Annotated in this window: 22 protein-coding genes; 3 read left to right on the top strand and 19 right to left on the bottom strand. The window is 66.3% G+C overall.

Going from position 1 to position 22,750, the window contains the following annotated elements; all coding sequences use genetic code 11:
- Window positions 1-494: 494 nt before the first annotated feature.
- Entirely contained in the window at window positions 495-1,796 is a 1,302-nt protein-coding gene (tyrS, locus tag JF66_RS14110) for a tyrosine--tRNA ligase (protein WP_035879108.1), read from the bottom strand.
- Between the two features lie 114 nt (window positions 1,797-1,910).
- Between tyrS and JF66_RS14105 the strand changes: the two genes are divergently transcribed.
- Together JF66_RS14105 and JF66_RS14100 are read left to right on the top strand one after the other, a co-directional pair.
- Window positions 1,911-2,540: a hypothetical protein gene (locus JF66_RS14105; RefSeq protein WP_035879107.1), complete on the top strand. Its 630-nt coding sequence runs from the start codon at window positions 1,911-1,913 to the stop codon at window positions 2,538-2,540.
- Window positions 2,537-3,124 carry a hypothetical protein gene (locus JF66_RS14100; protein WP_035879106.1) on the top strand — a complete coding sequence of 196 codons (588 nt, stop codon included), beginning with the start codon at window positions 2,537-2,539 and terminating at the stop codon, window positions 3,122-3,124. Before JF66_RS14105 ends, JF66_RS14100 begins: the two co-directional genes overlap by 4 nt.
- Before the next feature lie 66 nt (window positions 3,125-3,190).
- Here JF66_RS14100 and JF66_RS14095 read toward each other — a convergent pair whose 3' ends face one another.
- From JF66_RS14095 to argC, 8 genes are all read right to left on the bottom strand, one after another.
- Entirely contained in the window at window positions 3,191-3,778 is a 588-nt protein-coding gene (locus JF66_RS14095) for a DNA-3-methyladenine glycosylase (protein ID WP_035879105.1), read from the bottom strand.
- Between the two features lie 5 nt (window positions 3,779-3,783).
- Complete coding sequence (argH, locus tag JF66_RS14090; RefSeq protein ID WP_035879104.1) at window positions 3,784-5,220, bottom strand: argininosuccinate lyase; 1,437 nt, start codon at window positions 5,218-5,220, stop codon at window positions 3,784-3,786.
- A gap of 7 nt (window positions 5,221-5,227) precedes the next feature.
- Window positions 5,228-6,427, bottom strand: a complete 1,200-nt coding sequence (locus JF66_RS14085; RefSeq protein ID WP_035879103.1) for an argininosuccinate synthase — start codon at window positions 6,425-6,427, stop codon at window positions 5,228-5,230.
- A 70-nt stretch (window positions 6,428-6,497) separates the two neighbouring features.
- Window positions 6,498-7,418, bottom strand: a complete 921-nt coding sequence (argF, locus tag JF66_RS14080; protein ID WP_035879102.1) for an ornithine carbamoyltransferase — start codon at window positions 7,416-7,418, stop codon at window positions 6,498-6,500.
- A 36-nt stretch (window positions 7,419-7,454) separates the two neighbouring features.
- Entirely contained in the window at window positions 7,455-8,645 is a 1,191-nt protein-coding gene (locus JF66_RS14075) for an acetylornithine transaminase (RefSeq protein ID WP_035879101.1), read from the bottom strand.
- Complete coding sequence (gene argB / locus JF66_RS14070) at window positions 8,642-9,544, bottom strand: acetylglutamate kinase (protein WP_035879100.1); 903 nt, start codon at window positions 9,542-9,544, stop codon at window positions 8,642-8,644. The genes JF66_RS14075 and argB overlap by 4 nt, the downstream gene beginning before the upstream one ends.
- Complete coding sequence (argJ, locus tag JF66_RS14065; RefSeq protein WP_035879099.1) at window positions 9,544-10,716, bottom strand: bifunctional glutamate N-acetyltransferase/amino-acid acetyltransferase ArgJ; 1,173 nt, start codon at window positions 10,714-10,716, stop codon at window positions 9,544-9,546. Before argJ ends, argB begins: the two co-directional genes overlap by 1 nt.
- On the bottom strand, window positions 10,713-11,756 hold the full coding sequence (gene argC, locus JF66_RS14060) for an N-acetyl-gamma-glutamyl-phosphate reductase (protein ID WP_035879098.1): 1,044 nt from the start codon (window positions 11,754-11,756) through the stop codon (window positions 10,713-10,715). The genes argJ and argC overlap by 4 nt, the downstream gene beginning before the upstream one ends.
- A 413-nt stretch (window positions 11,757-12,169) precedes the next feature.
- Between argC and JF66_RS14055 the strand changes: the two genes are divergently transcribed.
- Window positions 12,170-13,201 carry a hypothetical protein gene (locus tag JF66_RS14055; RefSeq protein ID WP_035879097.1) on the top strand — a complete coding sequence of 344 codons (1,032 nt, stop codon included), beginning with the start codon at window positions 12,170-12,172 and terminating at the stop codon, window positions 13,199-13,201.
- A 64-nt stretch (window positions 13,202-13,265) separates the two neighbouring features.
- Here JF66_RS14055 and JF66_RS14050 read toward each other — a convergent pair whose 3' ends face one another.
- The 10 genes from JF66_RS14050 to rpmI form a co-directional block, all read right to left on the bottom strand.
- A complete protein-coding gene (locus JF66_RS14050) occupies window positions 13,266-13,655 on the bottom strand; it encodes a hypothetical protein (RefSeq protein ID WP_156109802.1) in 390 nt (129 codons plus the stop codon).
- A 333-nt stretch (window positions 13,656-13,988) separates the two neighbouring features.
- Complete coding sequence (gene pheT, locus JF66_RS14045) at window positions 13,989-16,517, bottom strand: phenylalanine--tRNA ligase subunit beta (RefSeq protein ID WP_035879095.1); 2,529 nt, start codon at window positions 16,515-16,517, stop codon at window positions 13,989-13,991.
- The gene (gene pheS, locus JF66_RS14040; RefSeq protein ID WP_231556432.1) at window positions 16,517-17,524 is read right to left on the bottom strand and encodes a phenylalanine--tRNA ligase subunit alpha; all 1,008 of its coding nucleotides are present in this window, start codon (window positions 17,522-17,524) and stop codon (window positions 16,517-16,519) included. The genes pheT and pheS overlap by 1 nt, the downstream gene beginning before the upstream one ends.
- Before the next feature lie 74 nt (window positions 17,525-17,598).
- Complete coding sequence (locus tag JF66_RS14035; protein WP_051973553.1) at window positions 17,599-18,519, bottom strand: amino acid ABC transporter permease; 921 nt, start codon at window positions 18,517-18,519, stop codon at window positions 17,599-17,601.
- Window positions 18,516-19,163: an amino acid ABC transporter permease gene (locus JF66_RS14030; protein ID WP_035879093.1), complete on the bottom strand. Its 648-nt coding sequence runs from the start codon at window positions 19,161-19,163 to the stop codon at window positions 18,516-18,518. The genes JF66_RS14035 and JF66_RS14030 overlap by 4 nt, the downstream gene beginning before the upstream one ends.
- A gap of 142 nt (window positions 19,164-19,305) precedes the next feature.
- The gene (locus JF66_RS14025; RefSeq protein ID WP_035879092.1) at window positions 19,306-20,178 is read right to left on the bottom strand and encodes a glutamate ABC transporter substrate-binding protein; all 873 of its coding nucleotides are present in this window, start codon (window positions 20,176-20,178) and stop codon (window positions 19,306-19,308) included.
- A 52-nt stretch (window positions 20,179-20,230) separates the two neighbouring features.
- Window positions 20,231-21,019: an amino acid ABC transporter ATP-binding protein gene (locus JF66_RS14020; protein ID WP_051973552.1), complete on the bottom strand. Its 789-nt coding sequence runs from the start codon at window positions 21,017-21,019 to the stop codon at window positions 20,231-20,233.
- A gap of 105 nt (window positions 21,020-21,124) precedes the next feature.
- On the bottom strand, window positions 21,125-21,925 hold the full coding sequence (locus tag JF66_RS14015; protein ID WP_035879091.1) for an RNA methyltransferase: 801 nt from the start codon (window positions 21,923-21,925) through the stop codon (window positions 21,125-21,127).
- A gap of 72 nt (window positions 21,926-21,997) precedes the next feature.
- Window positions 21,998-22,387, bottom strand: coding sequence for a 50S ribosomal protein L20 (gene rplT / locus JF66_RS14010; protein ID WP_035879090.1), 390 nt, complete (start codon window positions 22,385-22,387; stop codon window positions 21,998-22,000).
- A gap of 39 nt (window positions 22,388-22,426) precedes the next feature.
- On the bottom strand, window positions 22,427-22,621 hold the full coding sequence (gene rpmI / locus JF66_RS14005) for a 50S ribosomal protein L35 (RefSeq protein ID WP_035879089.1): 195 nt from the start codon (window positions 22,619-22,621) through the stop codon (window positions 22,427-22,429).
- Window positions 22,622-22,750 lie beyond the last annotated feature (129 nt).

The raw sequence follows: 22,750 nt of genomic DNA, 5'->3' as shown, positions 1-22,750 counted from the left end.
GCGTGATCGAAACCACGACTTTCAATTCATATTCCAAAGGAATCTCTATTGCGGTACTCGCTAGAAACGAGCCCTACAACCGAGGTTTTTGGCATTTGACATTGTGCACGCTGTTGAGTTCTCAAGGATCGGACGCACCCAGCCGCCGACCACAAGGCCATTGCACTGGAGCACTTCACTTTCCAAGACAAGACAGGCGATGAAATCGCTATATCTTGAGTTGGTATTTGTCCCGCATGAGGCCGAGAAGCTGAGCAGCTTTCCGCACCTGTGGGGCGACTTAGATGACATTACGGTGAATCCTCGGGGGCCGCAAGTCTCGATCTCATCCCGGGCGTGTCGCATTCGCAACCCGCGTGAAACATGCCGGAAACGTACCGAGAACACGGCACGCGGTCTCGATTTCGACAGGCCGCCGGATCGAGCCTGTCGAGATCTCGATCCAAGCGCTCCTCCGTCGCGCCTCGACCAACAACAGGGCAAAGTGCTGCCCGTTATTCCACGAAGACGCCGGCGAGAGTCTTCTTTCCGCGCCGCAGAACGGCCACTCCCCCGGGCAGCACATTGCCCTCGATGGTTTCTTCGTCGCTTGCAACCTTCACGTTGTTGAGGTACACACCCCCCTGGACCACAGCACGCCGAGCCTCGCCGAGGCTCTTGGTCAGTCCGGTGTCAAGCAGCAGCTGCACGACGGAGGTGTGCGGCGCCGTGGTCGTGTTCGGCAACTCCCGCAGGGCCGCCTCCAGGGTCTCGGGATCCAGATCGCTCAGGTCACCCTGACCGAAAAGGGCCTGCGCGGCGTTGATCGCCGCATCCGTCGCCCCGACCCCGTGCACGAGGCTCGTCACCTCGAACGCGAGTGTGCGCTGAGCTTCACGCTTGAACGGCTCAGCATCGACGGCCTCGGCGAGTCGATCGATGTCGGCCTTACTGAGGAACGTGAACACCTTGAGGCGAAAGATCACGTCGGCGTCGTCGGTGTTGAGCCAGAACTGGTAGAAGGCGTAGGGACTCGTCAGCTTGGGGTCGAGCCAGATGGCGTTCCCCTCGCTCTTGCCGAACTTGGTGCCGTCGCTGTTGGTGATAAGCGGCGTGCCGATCGCATGCACGCTGCCCCCTTCGGCACGGCGGATCAGGTCGGTGCCGCTCGTGAGGTTGCCCCACTGGTCGCTTCCACCGGTCTGCAGAACGCAACCGTAGGAGCGAAACAGCTCGAGGTAGTCAAGGCCCTGCAAGATCTGGTAGCTGAACTCGGTGTAGCTGATGCCCGCATCCGAGTTAAGACGCGCGCTCACGGCATCCTTCTTGAGCATGGTGCCCACCCGGAAATATTTGCCCACCTCACGCAGGAAGTCGATGGCCGACAGCGGCGCGGTCCAGTCGAGGTTGTTCACCATGGTCACGGCGTTCTCGCCCTCGGCGCTGAGAAACCGCGACACCTGGGCCTGCAGGTAACCGACCCATTCATTGACCGTTTCGACCGGGGTGAGTGTGCGCTCGGCCGTTGGGCGTGGGTCGCCGATCAGTCCGGTTGACCCGCCCACGAGGCCCAGCGGGCGGTGGCCTGCCAGTTGCAGGCGTCGCATGAGCAGCAGTTGCACAAGGTTTCCGAGGTGCAGGCTGGCTGCTGTGGGGTCGAACCCGCAGTAGTACGTGATGGGATCGCCCGCGAGCAGCGTGCGCAACTCCGACTCGTCGGTCGAAACGTGCACGAGGCCGCGCCACGTGATCTCCTCCCAGACGTTGTCGAAGGATGAATCATTGGTCTGCTTACTGAGGATGGCGGGGTCTGACACAGCCCCAGATTACCAGCGCGAAGGGAGTGGACTAAATTAACTACCGAGACTTATTTGGGTATAATTCACTCTAGAGACTTGATTTATCTATATGAAGGATACAGGCTTATCTGCATGTTCGTTATTACCGCAGACCAGATCGACAGTCGTCATGATCGCGACCGCGCCGGTGAGATGATCGCCGAACTCAGCATCCGTTACGGCGCGGGTTTCACCCTCCCGCCCGATCAGACCTCCGGTGATGAGATTCAGGTAATGATCGCGGACGCCCAGATCACCCTCGATGCCATCCTGCTCTTGCACCGCTCCGGGTACTGGAGCATCGGCCTCGGCATCGGCGGTGTGCGCACGCCCCTGGCCGCCTCCACCCGCCAGGCATCGGGTGCCGCCTTCATCGCGGCGCGGAAGGCCGTGACGCGTGCCAAGAAAGCGGATGCCCACGTCGCGATCGACATGCAGCCCGAGGAAGCGTCGGTGCTCACCGCCGACCAGGTCGAGGCGCTGCTGGCCATGCTGCTCCTGCTGCGCGAGCGCCGATCGAGCGAAGGATGGGAGGCGGTGGACCTGTTGGAGCAGGGCCTGCGTCAGGTGGATATCGCGGCAGCCCTCGGTATCTCGACGGCAGCCGTCAGCCAGCGGGTGAAGGCCACCGAATTCCGCGTCGAACAGACGGCCCGGCCCGCAATCGTTAGGCTGCTAGAGAATCTCGACCTCTCCTCAAGTGAAACGGACACCCCCGCATGAACCCCGAAGAGTCCTTCACCGTACTCACATTCCTCTATTGGGTCGTGCTCCTGCTCACCACCCTGGGCTCACTCGTCTGCGCGGCGCTTGCCTTCAAGCTGCATCGCCGGGTGTTCGCCATCGGCTCCGTCGCCGCCCTCGCCGCCGCGCTGGTGATGGCCGCCGTGCCCACACCGGCCGGACCGTCATCGTTCGGCATCGTGCTCGGCATGCTGGCCATCGCCCTCGCCGTGGTCGGTGGAGCACCCATGGCCGTGCTCGCCCTGAACCTCGCCACCCGCGGAAGCGTTGCCTCCGGCCAGTACGGCGGAATTATGGTCGATACCGTCGGCGCGGTGGACAACGCCGTGCATGAGGTGCTGCGCGGCGGCCTTGCCATCGGCATGTTGGAGAGGTTCGCCGTCACCGGTGCCATCCTCGCCGGGTTCCCTGAGGCCATCGCCGTCGTCGTGGCGATCAAGGGCGTCGGCCGTTTCACCGAGCTGTCGTCGTCCGAGGCGCGCGAACGATTCATCATCGGCACGTTCGCCAGCCTCATCTGGGCCTGCGCCTGCGCCGCCCTCGTGCACTTTGCCCTCGTGTAACCAGAGCACCGCGGAATGATCGCGGACCACCCTCCGGCGCCAACGCCCCGGGTGGACTAGGCACGGTCAGGCGCGTGGGTGCCGCCGGTACGGCGAAACGGATGCCTCCTCTGGTATCCAAAACCGCCACGGGAATGCGGGTCCCCCGCCCTCTCCGCCCACGCCTGTGCGCGGCCCGGTGAGAAATGACACCGGGTGCTCCGGCAGCCGGAGGTCGAACGGCTCCGCGTTCAGGTCCGCCGTGTCATCGGCCAGCAAGATCCCTACTGCCTTGGTGAGTCGCGCCGGCCCGCGGGCGAGGTCTCGGTCGTTGTGCGCGGTGGGGCGACGCCGCCGCGCCTCATCAAGCCCGGCCACGATCTGCCCACCGCGCAGCAAAACGGCGGATGCCGTGCCCTCGGGCGAGCACACGACGTTGGCACACACATGCATGCCGTAACTGAAATACGCATAGAGGTGACCGGGTGGGCCATACATGGTGGCCGTGCGCTTCGTCATTCCGCGAAAGGCGTGGGATCCGGGATCATCTTCGCCGAGGTAGGCCTCAACCTCGGTGATTCGTACCGAGACATCGTCGCGGGACAGTATCGCGCCCAGCAGCAGCGGGGCCATCTCGAGGGATGGCCGTGCGAACTGCCGGGCGTCGAAAACCATTCGGGCTATGCGGTGAGGGCGACCGCCAGCTTACGGACGCGCTCGACGAGGGCGGCGCGCTGCTCGGCGACCCTCACCGGAGCCGTGCCACCCACACCGTCGCGGCTGTCGACGGACCCGCGGATCGTGAGCACCTCGCGAACGGCCGGCACCAGGTGCGGCGAGATGGCGAGCAGGGATTCGTCGTCGACCTCGTGCAGGTCGAGGCCGTTCGTCTCCGCGAACTTCACCAGCGACCCGGTGATCTCGTGGGCATCCCGGAACGAGACGTGGCGCTTCACGAGCCACTCCGCGACATCCGTTGCCAGGGAGAACCCCTGCGGCGCCAGTTCGGCCATCCGGTCGGTGTGGAACGTGATCGTGGCGATCATGCCCGCGAACGCCGGCAGCAGCACCTCGAGGGTTTCGATCGAGTCGAAGACCGGCTCTTTGTCTTCCTGCAGGTCGCGGTTATACGCGAGCGGCAGGCCCTTGAGAGTGGTCAGCAGCCCCGTCAGATTGCCGATCATGCGTCCGGACTTGCCACGCGCGAGCTCGGCGATGTCCGGGTTCTTCTTCTGCGGCATGATCGAGGAGCCGGTGGAATACGCGTCGTCCAGCGTGACGAAGCCGAATTCCTTGGTGTTCCAGAGAATAATCTCCTCGGCCAGTCGCGACATATCGATGCCGATCTGCGCCGCGATGTACGCGAACTCGGCCACGAGGTCGCGGCTCGCGGTGCCGTCGATGGAGTTCTCCACCACGGCGCCGAAGCCGAGGTCGGCCGCCACAAGGTTCGCGTCGAGCCCGAGGGTGTTGCCGGCGAGAGCGCCCGCACCGTAGGGCGAGAAGTTCGCGCGCTTGCCCCAGTCGACGAAACGTTCGAGGTCGCGCACGAGCGGCCAGCAGTGCGCGAGCAGGTGATGCGCGAGCAGCACCGGCTGGGCGTGCTGCAGGTGGGTGCGGCCCGGCATGATGGCGTCGAAGTGCACCTCCGCCTGTTCGGCGAGGGCGTCGATGAGCTCGATGACATAAGTCGAAATGATGGCCGCATGGTCGCGCAGCATCATGCGCACCAGAGTGGCCACCTGGTCGTTGCGGCTGCGTCCGGCACGGAGCTTGCCGCCGACCTCGACCCCGACCCGGTCGATGAGGCCACGCTCCAGAGCCGAGTGCACGTCTTCATCGCTGTCCGCCGGCGCGAACCGGCCTTCGGCCACATCACGGGCGAGAAGGTCGATGGCCGCGATCATCGTGACCAATTCGTCCTCGGTCAGGTAACCGGCGGCCGACAGGGCCCGGGCATGTGCCCGGGATCCCCGCAGGTCGTATTCGGCCAGCTGCCAGTCGAAGTGGGTCGACTTGCTCAGTCTCGCCAGCTCCGGCGACGGTCCCCCGGCAAAGCGACCGCCCCAGAGAGCGCCCGCCTTTCCGGCGCGGTTCGCGTTCTTCTCGCCCGACACGCGTGCCCTACTTCGCGGCGGCGTCGCGTCGTGCGGCCACCTTGCTCGGCAGTGACCACAGCTCGATGAATCCCTTGGCCATGGACTGGTCGAAGGAGTCACCGGTGTCGTACGTGGCGAGGTTGAAGTCGTAGAGGCTCGTGGTGCTCGAGCGGCCGGTGACGACGGCCGAGCCGGCGTGCATCTTGAGACGGATGTCTCCGGTCACGTACTTCTGGGTGTCTTCGATGAAGACATCGAGGCTGCGCTTGAGCCCGGAGAACCACAGACCGTCATAAACGAGCTCGGCCCACTTGCTCTCGACACCGCGCTTGTAGCGGGCGACGTCGCGCTCCAGGGTCATGTTCTCGAGCTCTTCGTGGGCGGCGATGAGGGCCATTCCCGCGGGGGCTTCGTAGATTTCGCGGCTCTTGATGCCCACGAGCCGGTCTTCGACGATGTCGATGCGTCCGACACCCTGGTCGCCGGCGAGGCGGTTCATCAGCTGAACGACCTGCAACGGGGTGACCTTCTTGCCGTCGATGGCGACGGGCACGCCCTGGTCGAAGGAGATGACGACCTCGGTGGGTGCGCGGGTGATCGACGGGTCCTGCGTGTAGGTGTAGAGGTCTTCGATCGGAGCGTTCCACGGGTCCTCGAGGAATCCGGTCTCGACCGCGCGGCCCCACACATTCTGGTCGATCGAGTACGGGCTCTTCTTCGACTGCGCAATGGGCAGGTTGTGCGTGGCGGCGTATTCGATCGCCTTGTCGCGGGTGAGGGCGAAGTCGCGCACGGGGGCGAGCGACGTGAGGTCGGGCGCGAGGGCCGCGACGGCGGCTTCGAAGCGAACCTGGTCATTGCCCTTGCCGGTGCAGCCGTGCGCAACGCTGTCCGCGCCGAGCTCGATGGCCGTGGAAGCGAGGTACTTGGCGATCAGCGGACGGCTGATGGCAGAGACGAGCGGGTAGCGCTTCTGGTACAGGGCGTTGGCCTTGAGGGTAGGAACGATGTAGTCGTTCGCGAACTCATCCTTGGCATCGATGACGATCGATTCGACGGCGCCGCAGTCAAGTGCGCGCTGACGGATGACGTCCATGTCCTCGCCCTCTTGTCCGACGTCGACGGCGAGGGCGACAACCTCTTTGCCGGTAGCGTCTTTCAGCCAGCCGATACCAACAGAGGTATCCAGTCCACCGGAGTATGCGAGCACAACACGTTCAGCCATGGTTCTCCCTAAATCTTTGATCAGTTGCAAGTTTACGTGGTGGGGTCTCGACCGACTCGACCACCGGGGGCTAGTGGGCGAGAAGCCAGACCAGCAGTGCCTTCTGGGCGTGCAGGCGGTTTTCCGCCTCGTCCCAGATGATGCTCTGCGGGCCGTCGATGACGTCGGCCGTCACCTCATAGCCGCGATCCGCCGGCAGGCAGTGCATGAAGTGCGCGCCCGGCTTCGCGAGCGCCATCATGTCGGCGTCCACGCGGTAGCGACCGAGGTCGCCGAGGCGCGTTGCCTTCTCTTCTTCTTTGCCCATCGACACCCAAGTGTCGGTGATGACCACATCGACGCCGGCGACCGCGTCAAGCGGGTCGGTGAAGAGGGCCACGGAGCCGCCGGTGCGCGCGGCGATGGCCGCGGCATCCGCAACGACCGCGTCGGTCGGCGTGTAGCCGGCGGGAGACGCGATGCGCACGTGCATGCCGGCGGTAGCGCCGGCCAGCAGATAAGACTGACCCATGTTGCAGGCGCCGTCCCCGAGGAACGCGATGGTCTGTCCCGCGAGGTCGCCGCGGTGTTCCCGGATGGTGAGCAGGTCGGCGAGCAGCTGGCACGGGTGGAAATCGTCGCTCAGCGCGTTGATCACCGGCACGGTTGTGCCGAGGGCCATTTCTTCGAGCCCGGCCTGACCGTAGGTACGCCACACGATGGCCGCTACCTGACGCTCCAGCACGCGGGCGGTGTCGGAGGCGGTTTCCTTGCCGCCGAGCTGGCTGTTCGCGGTGCTGATGATGAGCGGGCTGCCGCCGAGGTCGGCGATGCCGACGGCGAAGGACACCCGGGTGCGCGTGGACGACTTGTCGAAGATCACGGCGACGGTCTGCGGTCCGGCCAGCGGTCGAACGGCGAATCGGTCTCGCTTCAGTTCCAGGGCGAGGTCGAGAATTTCGGCCTGTTCGGCCGGGGAGAGGTCATCGTCGCGCAGGAAGTGGCGGGTCACGGTATCACTTTCGATCGGGTACGGAATCTGTCAACTCTAGAGCGTGGCCAGTGCCTGCCCGAATCGCCGCTCGAATTCGGCGATTTCGGCGTCGCCCACGATGAGCGGGGGTGCGAGGCGGATGGTCGAGTCGTTGGGCGCGTTCACGATCAGCCCGGCCTTCAGCGCGGCCGCCGCAAGCTCGTGCGCGACCGGCTCGTGCAAGGCCACGCCAAGCAGGAGGCCGCGGCCCCGTACACCGTCGATGAGCGGCGAGCCGAGCCCGGCGATGATCTCGCGCAACTGCTCCCCGCGGCGGGCGGCGTTGGCCACGAGATCGTCGCGTTCGATTACCGTGAGCACGGTGTTGGCGGCGGCGGTCACGAGCGGGTTGCCGCCGAAGGTCGAGCCGTGCTGGCCGCGCTGGAACAGGGCGGATGCCGCACCGAAGGTCACCAGGGCACCGATCGGCAGGCCGCCGCCCAGCCCCTTGGCGAGGGTGACGGCATCCGGTTGGATGCCCTCGTGCTGGAAGGCGAACCACGCGCCGGTGCGACCGACGCCGGTCTGGATCTCATCGATGATGAGCAGCACGCCGTGCCGGGTACAGAGTTCGCGGGCGCGGCGCAGGTAGCCGTCGGGCAGGGGCAATACGCCGGCCTCGCCCTTGATCGGTTCCAGCACGAACGCGGCGACCGTGTCGTCGATCGCGACCTCAAGCGCCTCGAGGGTGCTGTCGATGTGCTCGACTCCCCCGGGCATCGGGTCGAACGGGGCCTGCATGGCGGGCTTGCCGGTGAGCGCGAGGGCACCCATGGTGCGGCCGTGGAAGGAATCGATGAGGGTCAGGATGCGCGTGCGGTGCCCGCCGGTCACATTGAGACGAGCGAGCTTGAAGGCGGCCTCGTTGGCCTCCGTGCCCGAGTTGCAGAAGTAGACGCGCCCCTCGGCCCCGGCCCCGGTGACCCGCTGAAGACGCTCGGCGAGGTCGAGCTGCGGCTCGCTCGCGAAGTAGTTGGACACATGCGCGACGGCCTGCACTTGCGCGGAGACGGCCGCGACCAGGTCGGGGTGGGCGTGGCCGAGAGAGTTGACGGCGATGCCGGCGAGGAAGTCGAGGTATTCGGTGCCCGCGTCGTCCCAGGCGTAGCAGCCCTTGCCCTGCACGAGAAGGGCGAGGGGCGGTGCGAACGTGCCCATCATCGCGGCGGCGTAGCGATCCTGCCAGGTGGTTGTGGTGCTGGTCATGCGGGTACTACCTCCGTGCCGATGCCGCTTCCGGTGAAAATTTCGAGCAGGATCGAGTGCGGCACCCGACCGTCGATGATCGCCGCCTTCGCCACGCCGCCCTCGACGGCGTCGAGGCAGGCCGTCATCTTGGGGATCATGCCCGACTCGAGATCGGGCAGCAGTGCCCGCAACGTGGGCACGTCGATCATCGAGACGAGGGACTCGCGGTTGGGCCAGTCGGAGTAGAGGCCGGCCACGTCGGTGAGAATGACGAGCTTGGCGGCACCGAGGGCGATCGCCAGGGCGGCCGCGGCAGCATCCGCGTTGACGTTGAGGGACTGGCCGGGCACGTCCGAGTCCGGGGCGATCGACGAGACGACGGGGATACGTCCGGCGGAGAGCTGCGCGTGCACGGCCTCGGGGTCGACGCCCACGACGTCGCCGACGAGGCCGAGGTCGACCATTTCGCCGTCGATCTCCACGCCGCGGCGTCGGCCCCGGAACAGGCCGGCGTCTTCACCGGACAGGCCGGCGGCGAGCGGGCCGTGCTGGTTGATGTGGCTGACGAGGTCGCGGTTGATCTGGCCGGTGAGCACCATACGCACGACGTCCATGGCTTCGGGGGTCGTCACCCGGTAGCCGCCGCGGAATTCGCTCTCGATCCCGAGCCGGGCGAGCATGGAGGAAATCTGCGGGCCGCCGCCGTGCACGACCACCGGGCGGATGCCGGCGTAGCGCAGGTAGACCATGTCCTCGGCGAAGGCACGTTGCAGCTCTTCGCTCACCATGGCGTTGCCGCCGAACTTCACGACCACGATCTGGTCGTGGAACTTCTTGAGCCACGGGAGGGACTCGATCAGCGTTGCGGCCTTGATCGCGGCCTCCGCTGGGCTACTGTCGGGTTCGGTATCGGGCATCAGCTGGAGTACGCGCTGTTCTCTTCAACGTATTCCTTGGTGAGGTCGTTCGTCCACACTGTGGCGGTCTCGGCGCCCTCGTGCAGGTCGATGACCACGGAGACGGCGCGCGGTATGAGGTCCACGAGCTCGCGCGGCTGGTCCGGCTCCCCCGCGGTGCAGACCTGCACCCCATTGATGGCGACATCGATTCCGTACGGGTCGAAGGCGGCATCCGTGGTACCTACCGCGGCCAGCACCCGACCCCAGTTGGGGTCGTTGCCGTAAATGGCGGTCTTGAACAGCGCGCTGCGCGATACCGCGCGGGCCACCGTGACGGCGTCGGTTTCGGAGGCCGCGTTGCGCACCTCGATGGCCACGTCGTGGGCGGACCCCTCGGCGTCACCCTGCAGTTGCAGGGTGAGGTCCTGGCAGAGGGCCACGAGGGCGGCGGTGAATTCGGCCTCGTCGGCCTCGATCCCGCTCGCGCCGGAGCCGAGCAGGCTCACGGTGTCGTTCGTGGACATGCAGCCATCAGAATCGAGACGGTCGAAGGTGACGCGGGTGGCCTGGCGCAGGGCGGTGTCGAGTTGCGCGGAGCTGAGCACGGCGTCCGTCGTGATGACCACGAGCATGGTGGCGAGGCCGGGCGCGAGCATACCGGCGCCCTTGGCCATGCCGCCCACGGTCCAGCCGGCCGGGGACACCTGCACGGACTGCTTCGGCGTGGTGTCGGTCGTCATGATGGCCCGGGCGGCCAGGAGTGCCGCGTCGGGCGTGGTGGCGGCATCCGTTTTCAGGGCGAGGGCGGCATCGACCACGCCGGCGGTGACGAGATCGAGGTTGAGCTGCTCGCCGATCAGGCCGGTGGAGCAGACAAGAACGTCACCCGCAGAGATATCGAGGCCCGTGGCCACGGCCTCGGCGGTGGCGTGGGTGGTCTGAAATCCGATGGTGCCGGTGTAGCAGTTGGCCCCGCCGGAGTTGAGAACGATGGCGCTCACGACGCCGTCCTGCATCACCTGTTTGCTCCAGATCACCGGGTTGGCCTGGCATCGGTTCGCCGTGAACACGGTGGCGCAGCTCGTGAGCGGGCCGAGGTTCTGCACGAGGGCGAGGTCGAGACCGCCCGATAGCTTGAGTCCGGCGGTAACGCCGGCGGCGGCGAATCCTGCTGCTGCGGTGACACTCATGGGGCAACTCCATTCATGGTCAGCCCCAGAGCTTGGGGCAGGCCGAGGGCGATATTGGCCGATTGGATGGCAGCGCCGGCGGTGCCTTTGACAAGATTATCCACCGCGGTGATCGTGACCACGCGGCCCGCTGCCTCGTCCACGGCGAGACCGATCAGCGCGGTGTTCGCGCCCAGAACGTCGGCGGTGCGGGGGAAATGACCCGGGGGCAGCACGTGCACGAAGTGTTCGTCGGCGTAGGCCTCTTCCCAGGCGGCGCGCACGGCGGCGACGCTCGTTCCGGGAACGAGGCGGGCCGTGGCGGTCGAGAGGATGCCGCGCGACATCGGCACAATCACGGGCGTAAATGAGATGGTGGGGTGGCTCGCACCGGCCCACCGCAGGCTCTGCTGGATCTCGGGAATGTGCCGGTGAGTGCCGCCGACGGCATACGGGTTGGCGGAGCCGAGAATCTCCGCCGCCAGGTTCGGCACCGTGAGGCTCTTGCCGGCCCCGGACGGCCCGACCGCGAGCACGGCCACCAGGTCGGCCTCCTCGATCACGCCGGCATGGATGCCTGGGGCCAGGGCGAGCGCCACCGTGCTCGCGTTGCAGCCGGGGGCCGCGATGCGGCGCGCGCTCGCGAGCAGGTCGCGGAGACGTCCGGACGCGGTGGGGAGTTCGGGAACGCCGTAGGCCCAGGCGCCGTAGTAGTCGCCGCCGTAGAACGCTGCCCAGTCCTTCTCACTCTCAAGGCGATGGTCGGCGCCGCAGTCCACGACGAGGGTGTCAGCGGATAGATGCGCGGTGAGCTCACCGGACTTGCCGTGCGGCAGGGCGAGGAACACGACATCGTGGCCGCTGAGCGACTCGGGCGTGGTCTCACTCAGCGTGAGGTGGGCCAGGGACCGCAGATGCGGCTGCACGTCCACGAGGCGCTGCCCCGCGTTGCTGTTCGCGGTGACCGTGCGCACCGCGAATTCGGGGTGCCCAGCCAACAATCGCAGCAGTTCTCCGCCCGCATAGCCACTCGCGCCCGCCACTGCCACCGAAAAAACCATGCTTCAAACTTACCGCGCCCCCCGCCGCCCCCCAGTTTCCCGCCCGCCCGTGCGCCGTCGCGGTACCCGCGTCACCGCCCACCCCGCTCTCGCGCCTCGCGGCACTCCGTTGCGCGCACGGCACTCGACTGAACGAGTGCCGTGCGCGCCAGACCAGTGCCGCGACATCATCCGGCCGCTCCCCCCGACCCACCCGTACGCGCGTTCCACATCTCCCGCGCATCACTGCCGTCCCGGTTGTCCCGCTTGCGGCACGCGATTGCGCGGCCGGCACTTGTCTGCACGAGTGCCGCGCTGCCAAGTCAGTGCCCCACGGCTGAGGCCCACTCCCCCACAGCAGCCGTCCGGGCGCGTTCCGCACAGATCCCGCGTTTGGCCCCTTCACGGGGCTGGACCAGCGGCAGTCTGTCGGCATGCTGGAGATACTTGAGACATACGACGCGCTGAACGATGGACTTATTCCGGCCGCGGCGCTCCGCTCGTCGGGCGTGAACTCCTCTGCAATCGGCGCGCTGGTGCACCGCGGCGAACTCGTGCGTGTGCGAACTGGCTGGTACGTGCTCGGCCCGAAGTGGCGGGCCGAGCAGCCCGACGGCCGGTACCGCTTCCTCGTGCGGGCCACTGCGGCTCACGCCGGTTCAGAGCTCCTGCTTTCCCACCATTCCGCCGCGGTCATGCACGGGCTGCCGCTGATCGGTGCGTGGCCGGCCACGACCCATGCGCTGTTTCCCGAAGCCAGAGGCGGGAGCAGCCACCCGCTGCTCACGGCGCATCGTGGTATGCCCGACCCCACATCGACGCGGGTGGCGGGCGTAAAAGTGACCGGCCTGGCCCGCACGGTCGTCGACATGGCAGCGGGGTCCAGCTTTCTCATCGGAGTCGCAATGGTCGACCACGTGCTCCATCAGGAAGCGTCACGTCTCAAGGCCCAACGCGAGACAGGAATCCGAGGGATGCCTCCGATCACCAAAGACACGCTCCTCACGGAACTTGCGGTGGTCCACCCACGGGTGGGGTGGCGCGCGGCCCACCGGGCAATCGCTTTCGCAAATGAGCTTTCCGCCAACGCTGGCGAATCCCTCAGCCGGGTGCGGTTCGAGGAGCTGGGCTTCGAGATTCCCGAGCTGCAGGTGCGGTTCGACGTTAACGGGCGCACGTTCTATGTCGACTTCCTCTGGCGGAGCGTGCGCAAGATCGGCGAATTCGACGGCGACATGAAGTACACGCTGGCGGCGGTAATGGACGGGAAGGACGCCGCGGGGGTGGTCAAGGCCGAGAAGAAACGGGAGGACCTGCTCCGCCCGCTCGTCAACAGCTTCGACCGCTGGGACTGGGATCGAGCCTTCAACTCCCAGGCGTTCTATCGATTCTTGTGCGAGAAGGGCGTACCCCGCGCCCAGGTTCTGCGACCCCGCAAGCATCTGCCCGGCGCGGCACTCGTCTGAGTCGGCGGCACTCGTCCAAACGAGTGCGTTCCTGCCAGACGAGTGCCGCGAGGGACGACTCGGGTCACCGAGGTCGGACCACCAGGGAATCGAGTCGGCGACCCACGATCGTTCCATCGGGAAGCGCGGCGGCCAACCGAGCCATGATGGCGACGTGCTCTCGGAACTGCACGCTCGGGCAGGTTGAGCACCAGCCGTGAGCGTCGAAGGTGGAACGCATGGCCCGCTCGTACGACCGGGGTGTGAGACCCGGGAGGTCCCGGACGAGGGCCATCGTGGTCTCTTTATCGGAGCTCATCCCAAAGAAGGACCGCCCACAGGCACACTCGCCGTCGGGATTGTCCCTGCTCACGTCACACGGGTCTTTCATCCACACCAACTCGCCCTCGACGCAGTCTGCCTGATCGGTGTCACGCCGCCCGTGCGTTGCTCGGGTCGCTACCAGAACCTTCACGTTCTTCTCCATGTTCTCGGCACGAGATTCACTGAGTAAGTGCGTGACACGCTACCGGCGCCCACCGACACCGGGGAGTTGGCCGGGGTCATCTCTCCGCGGCACTCGTTGGGGTGGCGCGCACCTGTTCAGACGCGTGCCCGCGTGCCGAATGAGGGCCACGACGACGGGCGGGGCCAGCGAAGGCGTCGGCGAGACAAACGGCCTCGCGGGTCGCCCCTTGGCGGGACCGGCACCGGCGCGGCACTCGTTTGACGGGCGGGCACTCGTTCAGACGAGTGCCGCCTTGCCAGACGAGTGCCGCGATGGGTGGGGACGGGGCGTGGGGACGGGCTACTCGCGGAGGGTGGCCCCGAAGCGAGCGGATGCGAGGGCTACGCCGGCCAGGCGGGCCTCGCTCGCCTCCGCCGCGGTGAGGGTGCGGTCCGGCGCGCGGAAGCGCAGCGCGAACGTCAGCGACTTCTGACCCGGCTCGATGCCCGCGCCGCGGTAGTCGTCGACGAGGTCGAGCCGCTCGAGCAGCTCCCCGGCGCCTTCGATCACGGCGGCACGCACGTCACCGGCAGGAACCTCGACGCCCACCACGAGCGAGAGATCCTGAGTGGCGGCCGGCTTGGTGCCGATTTCCGTCGCCGAGACAACCGCGTCCGCCTGAGCGATCACGGACTCGAGGTTGATCTCGGCGACGGCGACAAGCGACGGCAGATCGTAGTCACGGGCGACCGTCGGCAGCAGTTCGCCGGCGAAGCCGACGACCAGGTCGCCGGCATCCGTGGTGACGAAGAGCTCGGCGGTGCGGCCGGGGTGCATACCCGGACGCGAACCCTGGCGCACCTGGATCGTGACGCCCGTGGCGAGGGACACCTGAGCGACGGCGGCGAGGGCATCCTGCCAGCCGGCGGGCGTGGCGGGGTGACCGGGCTGGTGACGACGCGTGTTTCCCACGAGAACGACACCGAGGTGCAACGGCTGCGGCGGGATTCCGGCGTTCAGGGCGGCCTGCACCTCGACACTGGGCTTCTCGGCGCCCGGAGGGACAACAGGAACGCCGTAGGTGACGCCGGCCTCGGGCAGGAACACAAGGCCCTGCTCGTAGATGGACACGTCGACGAGTCCGCGCGAGCGGTTGCGGTGCGCCACGTTGAGCAGCCCGGGCAGCAGGGTGGTGCGCAGGAAGGGCGCCGCTCCATCCATCGGGTTGGCCACGCGAATCTGCGCCAGGTCGGCGCCGCCGAATTCGGCGTTCGCCTTCTTGGACAGGAACGGGTACGCGAGAACCTCGGTGTGCCCCGTGGCGGCGAGGGTCTGCGCGACCGTGCGACGAAGGGTCTGCGAGCGGGTGAAGCCGCGGCCGGGAGGCGCGACGGGCAGCACGGAGGGGATGCGGTCGTAGCCCACAATGCGGGCGACCTCCTCGGCGAGCGTCCACTTGTCGGTGAGGTCGGGGCGCCAGGTGGGCGGGGTGACGAGCAGGTCGCCGTCGCTCTCCTCGAGCACGGTGCCGATCTCGGTGAGCGAGTCGCGCACCTCGTCGCCGGTGTACTCGAGCCCGATCAGGCCCGAGATGAAACCGGTGGGCAGGTGGATGGCGACGGGTGCCGGGCTGTCGTCGTGGATGGAGCCGAGGTCGTCGGCTACTCCCCCGGCGAGGTCGACGAGCAGCTGCACCACGCGGGCGGCCGCCACAGTGGCCACGGCGGGGTCGACGCCGCGTTCGAAGCGACGCGATGCCTCGCTCGGCAGCTTGTGCCGGCGAGCGGAGCGGGCGATCGATACCGGGTCGAAGTTCGCGGCCTCGACGAGCACGTTCACGCTCGTCGAGTCGATTTCGGTGGTGGCCCCGCCCATGACGCCGGCCAGGCCGATGGGCCCGGACTCGTCGGTGATCAGCAGGTCTTCGCGCGTCAGCGTGCGCACGACGTCGTCGAGGGTGGTGATCTTCTCGCCCGGCTGCGCCCGGCGCACCAGAATGCCACCGGTGAGCTTGTCGAGGTCGTAGCCGTGGATGGGCTGGCCGAGTTCGATCATCACGTAGTTGGTCACGTCGACCACGAGCGAGATCGAGCGGATGCCGGCGAGCCCGAGCCGGGACACCATCCAGGCCGGAGTGGGCCGGGTCGGATCCACACCGCGAACGGCCCGCGTGATGAACACGCTGGCGCCGAGGCGACCGCGGATGGGAGCCTCGTCGTCGATGACCACCGGGAAGATGGTGGCCGGTGAGAACGCGGCCTGGCCGAGGGCGGGATCGCGGAAGGTGGCCCCGGTGGCGTGGGCGTATTCGCGGGCGACACCGCGGATGGAGAACGCGTAGCCGCGGTCGGGCGTCACGTTGATCTCGACGGCGGAATCGTCGAGGCCGAGCAGGGCGATGGCATCCGTGCCCACCTCGGCGTCGTCGAGGCCGAGGGAGGACAAGAGCAGGATGCCGTCGTGCTCGTCGCCGAGGCCGAGCTCGCGCGCGGAGGCGATCATGCCGTCGGAGATGTGGCCGTAGGTGCTGCGCGGGGCGATCGGGAACGGGCCGGGCAGCACGGATCCGGGCAGGGTCACGACGACCTTGGAGCCGACCACGAAATTGTGTGCGCCGCAGACGATGCCGTGGATGGCGGGTCCGCCGTCGGCGGCGAGCTCGTCGCCGGGTGCGACGCGCACCTGGCACCAGTTGATGGTCTTGCCGTTAGTCTGCGGCTCGCCGACGAACTCGAGCACCTCGCCGACCACGATCGGGCCGGACAGCTCGAAGCGGTGAATGTCTTCCTCTTCGAGGCCGACGCTCACCAGCGCAGCGTGCACGTCTTCGGGCGTGGTGCCGGGGGCCAGGTCGACGTATTCGCCCAGCCAGCTCAGTGGTACGCGCATCAGATGTTCATCCCGTACTGCTGGCTGAACCGGGTATCGCCCTCGACCATGTCGTGCATGTCCTTTACGTCATTTCGAAACATCAGTGCTCGTTCCACGCCCACGCCAAATGCGAACCCGGAGTAGACCTCCGGGTCGATTCCGGCCGCGCGCAGCACATTGGCGTGCACCATGCCGCAGCCGCCCCACTCGATCCAGCGTGCGCCGTCCTTGAAGGTGGGGTGCCACACGTCGAGCTCGGCGCTCGGCTCGGTGAACGGGAAGTAGTTGGGGCGCAGGCGCACCTTCGCCTCGGGGCCGAAAAGTGCCTTCACGAAGTGGTCAAGCGTGCCGCGCAGGTGGGCCATGGTGAGGCCCTTGTCGATGGCGATGCCCTCGATCTGGTTGAACACCGGGGTGTGCGTGGCATCGAGTTCGTCGGTGCGGAACACGCGGCCGGGCGCCACGACATACACGGGCAGGTCGCGGGAGAGCAACGCGCGCAGCTGTACGGGCGAGGTCTGCGTGCGCAGCACGAGGTGCGCATCCGTGGGCTCTACGAAGAAGGTGTCCTGCATGGCGCGGGCCGGGTGGTCTTCGTCGAAGTTGAGCCCGTCGAAGTTGAACCATTCGCTCTCGAGCTCGGGCCCTTCGGCCACTTCCCAGCCCATGGCCACGAACACGTCGGAGGCGCGCTCCGTGAGCAGCGAGATCGGATGCCGTGCTCCGGGCTTCCACGTTGACGCCGCGGCGGTCACGTCCACCGTTTCGGCGGCAAGCTGGGCGATGGCCTCTGCCTCGCCGATCTCGGTCTCCCGCGCCGTGAGCGCCTGGGTGACGCGACCGCGGGCCTGGCCGAGCAGCTTGCCGGCGGCGGCCTTCTGGTCGCCGGGCACCGTGCGCATCAGGCCGTTGAGCTTGGCGAGCGGGGAGGACTCCCCCACGTGCTCGGACCGCACGGCCTTGAGGGCGGCGGAGGTCTCGGCAACGGAAATGGCGGCGAGGGCGGCCTCTACGGCCGCGCTCACCGCCGATTCAGAAATCTCAGTGGGCGGAGTGGGAGCTGTAGGTTCGGACACAAGTCCCGAGTTTACAGCCCTTCCTAGGATCCGCCGAGTGAGCCCGTCGATTGGGCCCCGAGAGCCCTCGTGTAGACGATCTGCGGATCGATCGGCTCGTCAGCGTCATCCTTGGTGACGCTGCCGGCCTGCGGGCCGGTGCGCTTGGCGATTCGGCGCGCCAGCCAGGACAGCGACAGGTTCATGGCCAGATAGATGGCCAGCACGATGAAGAAGAACGAAAACTTGTACTGGTTGCCGAAGAAGTTGCTGAGGTTGTAGAGGCCGGCGCGGAGCAGTTCCTCGTAGGCCACGACGAAGGCCAGAGAGGTGTCCTTGAGCAGCACCACCAACTGCGCGATGATGACCGGAAGCATCTGCCGGAACGCCTGGGGGAACTCGATGCGGAACCGGGTCGCCACGGGGGTGAGCCCGATTGCGAGGCCGGCCTCGCGTTGACCGCGCGGGAGGGCGTTGATGCCGGCCCGGAGCGCCTCACCGATGATGGCGCCGTTGTAGACGGAGAGGGCCGCAACTCCGGCCCAGAATGACCCGGTCGAGAACACCAAGAGGATGAACAGCATCATCAGCAGCACCGGCATGCCGCGGAAGAATTCCAGCACGACGGTGGTGGGAATACGGATCCAGGCGCTTGCTGACAACCGCCCGAAGGAGAACAGTACGCCGATCACGATGGCGAACACGGCGGCGACCGCGGCCATCTTCAGGGTTGCCAGGGCGCCGAAGGCGAGGGTACGCCAGATGAGCAGGTCGCCGAAGATGTCCCAGCGGCTCGGGTCCCACAGGCCGGGCTGCACCGCGCCGTTGGCGCTGGCCTTGGGCAGGCCGAGGACCACGATCAGGGCGATCAGACCGCCGATCAGGATGACCGCCCCGATGATCGAGATCAGGCGGGAACGCGCGCGGGATTTTGGCCCGGGGGCGTCGTACAGGACAGAACTCATCGGAGCACCGCCACCTTCTTCTCGATCCTGCCGGCGATGAGGCCCAAAGGAATGGTGATGATCAGGTAGAACGCCGCGACCGCGAGCAGGATCGCGAGTACCTCATCACCGCGAACATTGGTCACCTTACGGGCCGCCCCGAACAGTTCGAAGACGAAGAACGCGCCGGCGACCGACGTGTTCTTGGTCAGGGCGATGAGCACGTTGATCAGCGGGGGAACCACCATACGGATCGCCTGGGGCATGACCACGAAGGAGAGTGTCTGTCCGAAGGTGAGACCGACGCTGCGTGCCGCCTCGGCCTGCCCCACATGCACGCCGTTGACGCCGGATCGGAGTGCCTCGGCGACGAACGGGGAGGTGTAGACGGTGAGGCCGATGGCGGCCAGGATGAAATATCCCGGGGTGAACTGCAGGTAGGGCAGCAGGTACGCGCAGAAGAAGAGCACGAGGGTGAGCGGAGTGTTGCGCACGAGCTCCGTGTACGCGGTGCCGAACATGCGAAAGGACGAGATCGGTGAGATGCGCATCGCGGCGATGATCATCCCGAGCACGGAGGCGCCGACGGCGGCGATAAGGAGCAGGCCCAGAGTGTTCCGGAAGCCTTCCAGGAACAGCGGCAGGTTGTCGATGACTGCGTCCACAACTCACCTCCTCTTCTTTAGTCTGTCTGTCTGTGGTTCGGTCAAGGGTATTGAGAACGTGCTGGGCAACATCGCCGTAGCGACCCGCCCTCACGGGCGGGTCGCTACGGCTCAGTGCGGGTTACCGACTGGGACGGTCGACCTAGTAGCGGTCGACGGCCGGAGGGGTCGGGGTGTTGAGCACGGCACCCGCGGTGGACTCCCAGGCATTGACCCAGCTGCCATCCGCGTAGGACTCTTCGAGAACGTCGTTGATGAACGAGCGGAACTCGGTGTCGTCGCGCGCCAGGCCGATGCCGTAAGGCTCCTCGGTGAACGCGTTGTTGACGACCTCGAACTCACCGGCGTTCTGGTCGGCGAGGCCGGCGAGAATCACGTTGTCGGTGGTGACGGCGGCCACTTCACCGCTGCGAAGCGGGCCGAGGCAGTTGGAGTAGGCGTCCGTGGCGATGATGTCCGTCGTGTAGGCGGCAATGTTCTTCTCCGATGTGGAGCCGCTCACGGTACACACCTTCTTGCCGGCGAGGTCCTCGGGGCCGGTGATCTTGTCCGGGTTGCCGGCGAGCACGAGAAGGTCCTGACCAGCCAAGTAGTACGGTCCGGCGAAGGACACCTTCTCCTTGCGGGTGTCGTTGATCGTGTAGGTCGCGATGACGAGATCGACATCCCCGTTCTCGATGAACGGTTCGCGGTTTTGGGACACGGTCTCGGTCCAGTTGATGCCGCTGGCGGGGATGCCGAGCTTGCCCGCGATGATCTTGCCGATCTCCACATCGAAGCCGACGGGCTTGCCGTCGGGTCCCTTGAGGCCGAACAACGGCTGGTCGAACTTGGTGCCGATGTTGATGGTGCCCGCGTCCGCCAGTCTCGCCATCGTGGTGCCGGCGGCGAAGTCGGTGGTGGCAGCGACGGGCGCGTCCGAGGAGGACGTGGCGCCTGAGTCGCTGCAGCCGCTCAGAACGAGCGCACTTGCGATGGCAATGGCCGAAATCACTAGACCTTTTTTGAGTCTCATGGTTTTTCTCCTGATTGCTGGGTACTGCTGCTGTGTGGTCATGCTCACCGTTTTAGTGGGCAAGTATTTTTGAGAGGAAGTCTTGCGCTCTCGTGCTTTGGGGATTGGTGAAGAATTCCTCGGGAGTGGTTTCCTCCACGATTTCGCCCTCTGCCATGAAGATCACCCGGTCCGCGGCCTTGCGGGCGAAGCCCATCTCGTGGGTGACAACGATCATGGTCATGCCGTCGTTGGCGAGGTCGACCATGACCTCGAGCACCTCGTTGATCATCTCGGGGTCGAGGGCGCTCGTGGGCTCATCGAGCAAGATGACCTTCGGATCCATGGCGAGGGCGCGCGCGATCGCAACGCGCTGTTGCTGACCACCGGAGAGCTGCGCCGGCATCTTCTGGGCCTGGTTGGCCACTCCGACGCGGTCGAGCAGGGCCATCGCCTTCTTCTCGGCGTCGGCTTTCTTCAGGCCGCGCACCTTGATCGGCCCCAGAGTCACGTTCTCGAGCACGGTCTTGTGGGCAAACAGGTTGAACGCCTGAAACACCATTCCCACATCGGCGCGCAGGGTGGCAAGAGCCCTGCCCTCCTCGGGCAGCTTGACGCCGTCGATGGTGATCACGCCGTCATCGATCGTCTCGAGGCGGTTGATCGCGCGGCACAGGGTGGACTTACCGGATCCACTCGGTCCGATCACCACGACGACCTCGCCGCGGTTGACCACGGCGTTGATGTTCTTGAGAACGTGCAGTTCCCCGTAGTGCTTATTAATGTCTTTCACCACGACCAGCGGTTCGCCACGACGGACCGTGATGTTCGAGGTGGCCGGCGTAGCGTCTATTGGCTCCATACCCCCCAACTTAGAACACACACTGCCCCCCGGCGCACCAAACCCCCGACAGTAACCCATTCGTAACAGTGGGTACCGGCGGGGGCGGTTGTTTCACACGGTGAATCAGCTGCGCTGGGCGAAGGCGCTTTCGTACAGGCAGACGGATGCGGCGGTGGCCAGGTTCATGGATTCCGCGTGACCGTAGATGGGCACGCTGATCGCCCGGTCGGCCTTGGCGAGGTCTTCGTCGGTGAGTCCGCGAGCCTCGTTGCCGAACAACCACGCGGTCGGCGCGGCGAGCAGGCCCTCGTTGCGGGCAGTCAGCAGGTCGTCGCCCTTGATGTCGGCGGCCAGAAGCTGGATCCCGGAGGTGCGCACGCGGTCACGCACGTCTTCCAGCGTCGCCGCGATGGCGACGGGCAGGTGGAAGATCGAGCCCGTGGAGGAACGGATGACCTTGGGGTTGTACAGGTCGACGCTGCGGCCACAGAGGATCACGGCATCGGCACCGGCGGCATCCGCGGCGCGAATGATCGTTCCCGCGTTACCCGGGTCGCGCACCTCCTCGAGGATGACGACGAGCTTGGGCTCGGCGGCGAAGATCTTCTTCACCGAGGTGGGGAACTGGTGGCAGACGGCAACGAAACCCTGCGGCGTGACCGTGTCGGCCATGGCATCGAGTACTTCTTCGGAGACGAACTCCACCTCGACACCAGCGGCAACGGCCGAGGCGGCGATGTCGGTGTAGCGGTCGAGGGCGGTGGGCGTGGCGTAGAGCTCTACGACCAACTCTGGACGGAAGGTGAGGGCTTCGGAAACGGCCTGCGGGCCTTCGAGAAGGAACAGTCCCGTCTCTGTACGCGCGTCGCGCTTCGCAAGTTTCGCGACGGCTCTAACGCGCGGTGAACGTGGATTATCAAGCATGCATCAAGCCTACAAGCAGAAAAGGAGCGGGCTGCCAATGCAGCCCGCTCCTTTTCACTTCATGCTGTCAAACTACGCTGCTGCGACCTTCGGTGCCGACGTGTCGGCGGGAAGAGCGGACTTGGCGGACTCGACGAGGGCCGCGAAGGTGGCGGGCTCGTTGACGGCCAGCTCGGCGAGCATGCGACGGTCAACCTCGATGCCTGCAAGGCCAAGGCCCTGGATCAGACGGTTGTAGGTGAGGCCGTTTGCACGCGATGCAGCGTTGATGCGCTGGATCCACAGGCGACGGAAGTCACCCTTGCGTGCACGGCGGTCACGGTAGTTGTAGGTGAAGGAGTGAGTGAGCTGCTCCTTGGCCTTGGTTACCAGACGCGAACGCTGGCCACGGTAGCCCTTGGCGCGTTCGAGAATGACGCGACGACTCTTGTGGGCGTTGACGGCCCTCTTTACTCTTGCCATTTTTTCGGTTCCTTATACGTGTTCGGTCTGCAGCCTGATTTACAGACCGAGAAGCTTCTTGATGACCTTGGTGTCGGACTTGGCCAGCACCTGGTCCTGGTTCAGGCGAGACTTGCGGCTCGTGCTCTTCACCTCGAGGTTGTGGCGCATGCCGGCCTGCTGCTTCATGATCTTGCCGCTTCCGGTGACCTTGAACCGCTTCTTCGTGCCAGAGTGGGTCTTCATCTTAGGCATCTTTTTCCTCCAGTTTCGCTGCCTTATCGGCAACCTTGTCTGCCTTATCGGCTACCTTGTCTGCCTTTTCAGCAGCCTTATGTGCGTTAGTCTCCGCCTTGGCCTCTGACTTGTTCTTCAGAGGTCCGA

Source organism: Cryobacterium sp. MLB-32 (genome assembly GCF_000738085.1).
Lineage (GTDB): Bacteria > Actinomycetota > Actinomycetes > Actinomycetales > Microbacteriaceae > Cryobacterium.
The sequence above is the reverse complement of the archived record's forward strand: the minus strand, read 5'-3'. Positions and strand labels throughout refer to the sequence as shown.

Excerpts from the sequence above, each read along its gene's own strand:
- JF66_RS14105 (WP_035879107.1), top strand. The coding sequence starts at position 1,911 with ATGTTCGTTATTACCGCAGACCAGATCGACAGTCGTCATGATCGCGAC.
- JF66_RS14100 (WP_035879106.1), top strand. The coding sequence starts at position 2,537 with ATGAACCCCGAAGAGTCCTTCACCGTACTCACATTCCTCTATTGGGTC.
- JF66_RS14095 (WP_035879105.1), bottom strand. The coding sequence starts at position 3,778 with ATGGTTTTCGACGCCCGGCAGTTCGCACGGCCATCCCTCGAGATGGCC.
- JF66_RS14085 (WP_035879103.1), bottom strand. The coding sequence starts at position 6,427 with ATGGCTGAACGTGTTGTGCTCGCATACTCCGGTGGACTGGATACCTCT.
- JF66_RS14075 (WP_035879101.1), bottom strand. The coding sequence starts at position 8,645 with ATGACCAGCACCACAACCACCTGGCAGGATCGCTACGCCGCCGCGATG.
- argB (WP_035879100.1), bottom strand. The coding sequence starts at position 9,544 with ATGCCCGATACCGAACCCGACAGTAGCCCAGCGGAGGCCGCGATCAAG.
- argJ (WP_035879099.1), bottom strand. The coding sequence starts at position 10,716 with ATGAGTGTCACCGCAGCAGCAGGATTCGCCGCCGCCGGCGTTACCGCC.
- argC (WP_035879098.1), bottom strand. The coding sequence starts at position 11,756 with ATGGTTTTTTCGGTGGCAGTGGCGGGCGCGAGTGGCTATGCGGGCGGA.
- JF66_RS14055 (WP_035879097.1), top strand. The coding sequence starts at position 12,170 with ATGCTGGAGATACTTGAGACATACGACGCGCTGAACGATGGACTTATT.
- pheT (WP_035879095.1), bottom strand. The coding sequence starts at position 16,517 with ATGCGCGTACCACTGAGCTGGCTGGGCGAATACGTCGACCTGGCCCCC.
- JF66_RS14035 (WP_051973553.1), bottom strand. The coding sequence starts at position 18,519 with ATGAGTTCTGTCCTGTACGACGCCCCCGGGCCAAAATCCCGCGCGCGT.
- JF66_RS14025 (WP_035879092.1), bottom strand. The coding sequence starts at position 20,178 with ATGAGACTCAAAAAAGGTCTAGTGATTTCGGCCATTGCCATCGCAAGT.
- JF66_RS14020 (WP_051973552.1), bottom strand. The coding sequence starts at position 21,019 with ATGGAGCCAATAGACGCTACGCCGGCCACCTCGAACATCACGGTCCGT.
- JF66_RS14015 (WP_035879091.1), bottom strand. The coding sequence starts at position 21,925 with ATGCTTGATAATCCACGTTCACCGCGCGTTAGAGCCGTCGCGAAACTT.
- rplT (WP_035879090.1), bottom strand. The coding sequence starts at position 22,387 with ATGGCAAGAGTAAAGAGGGCCGTCAACGCCCACAAGAGTCGTCGCGTC.
- rpmI (WP_035879089.1), bottom strand. The coding sequence starts at position 22,621 with ATGCCTAAGATGAAGACCCACTCTGGCACGAAGAAGCGGTTCAAGGTC.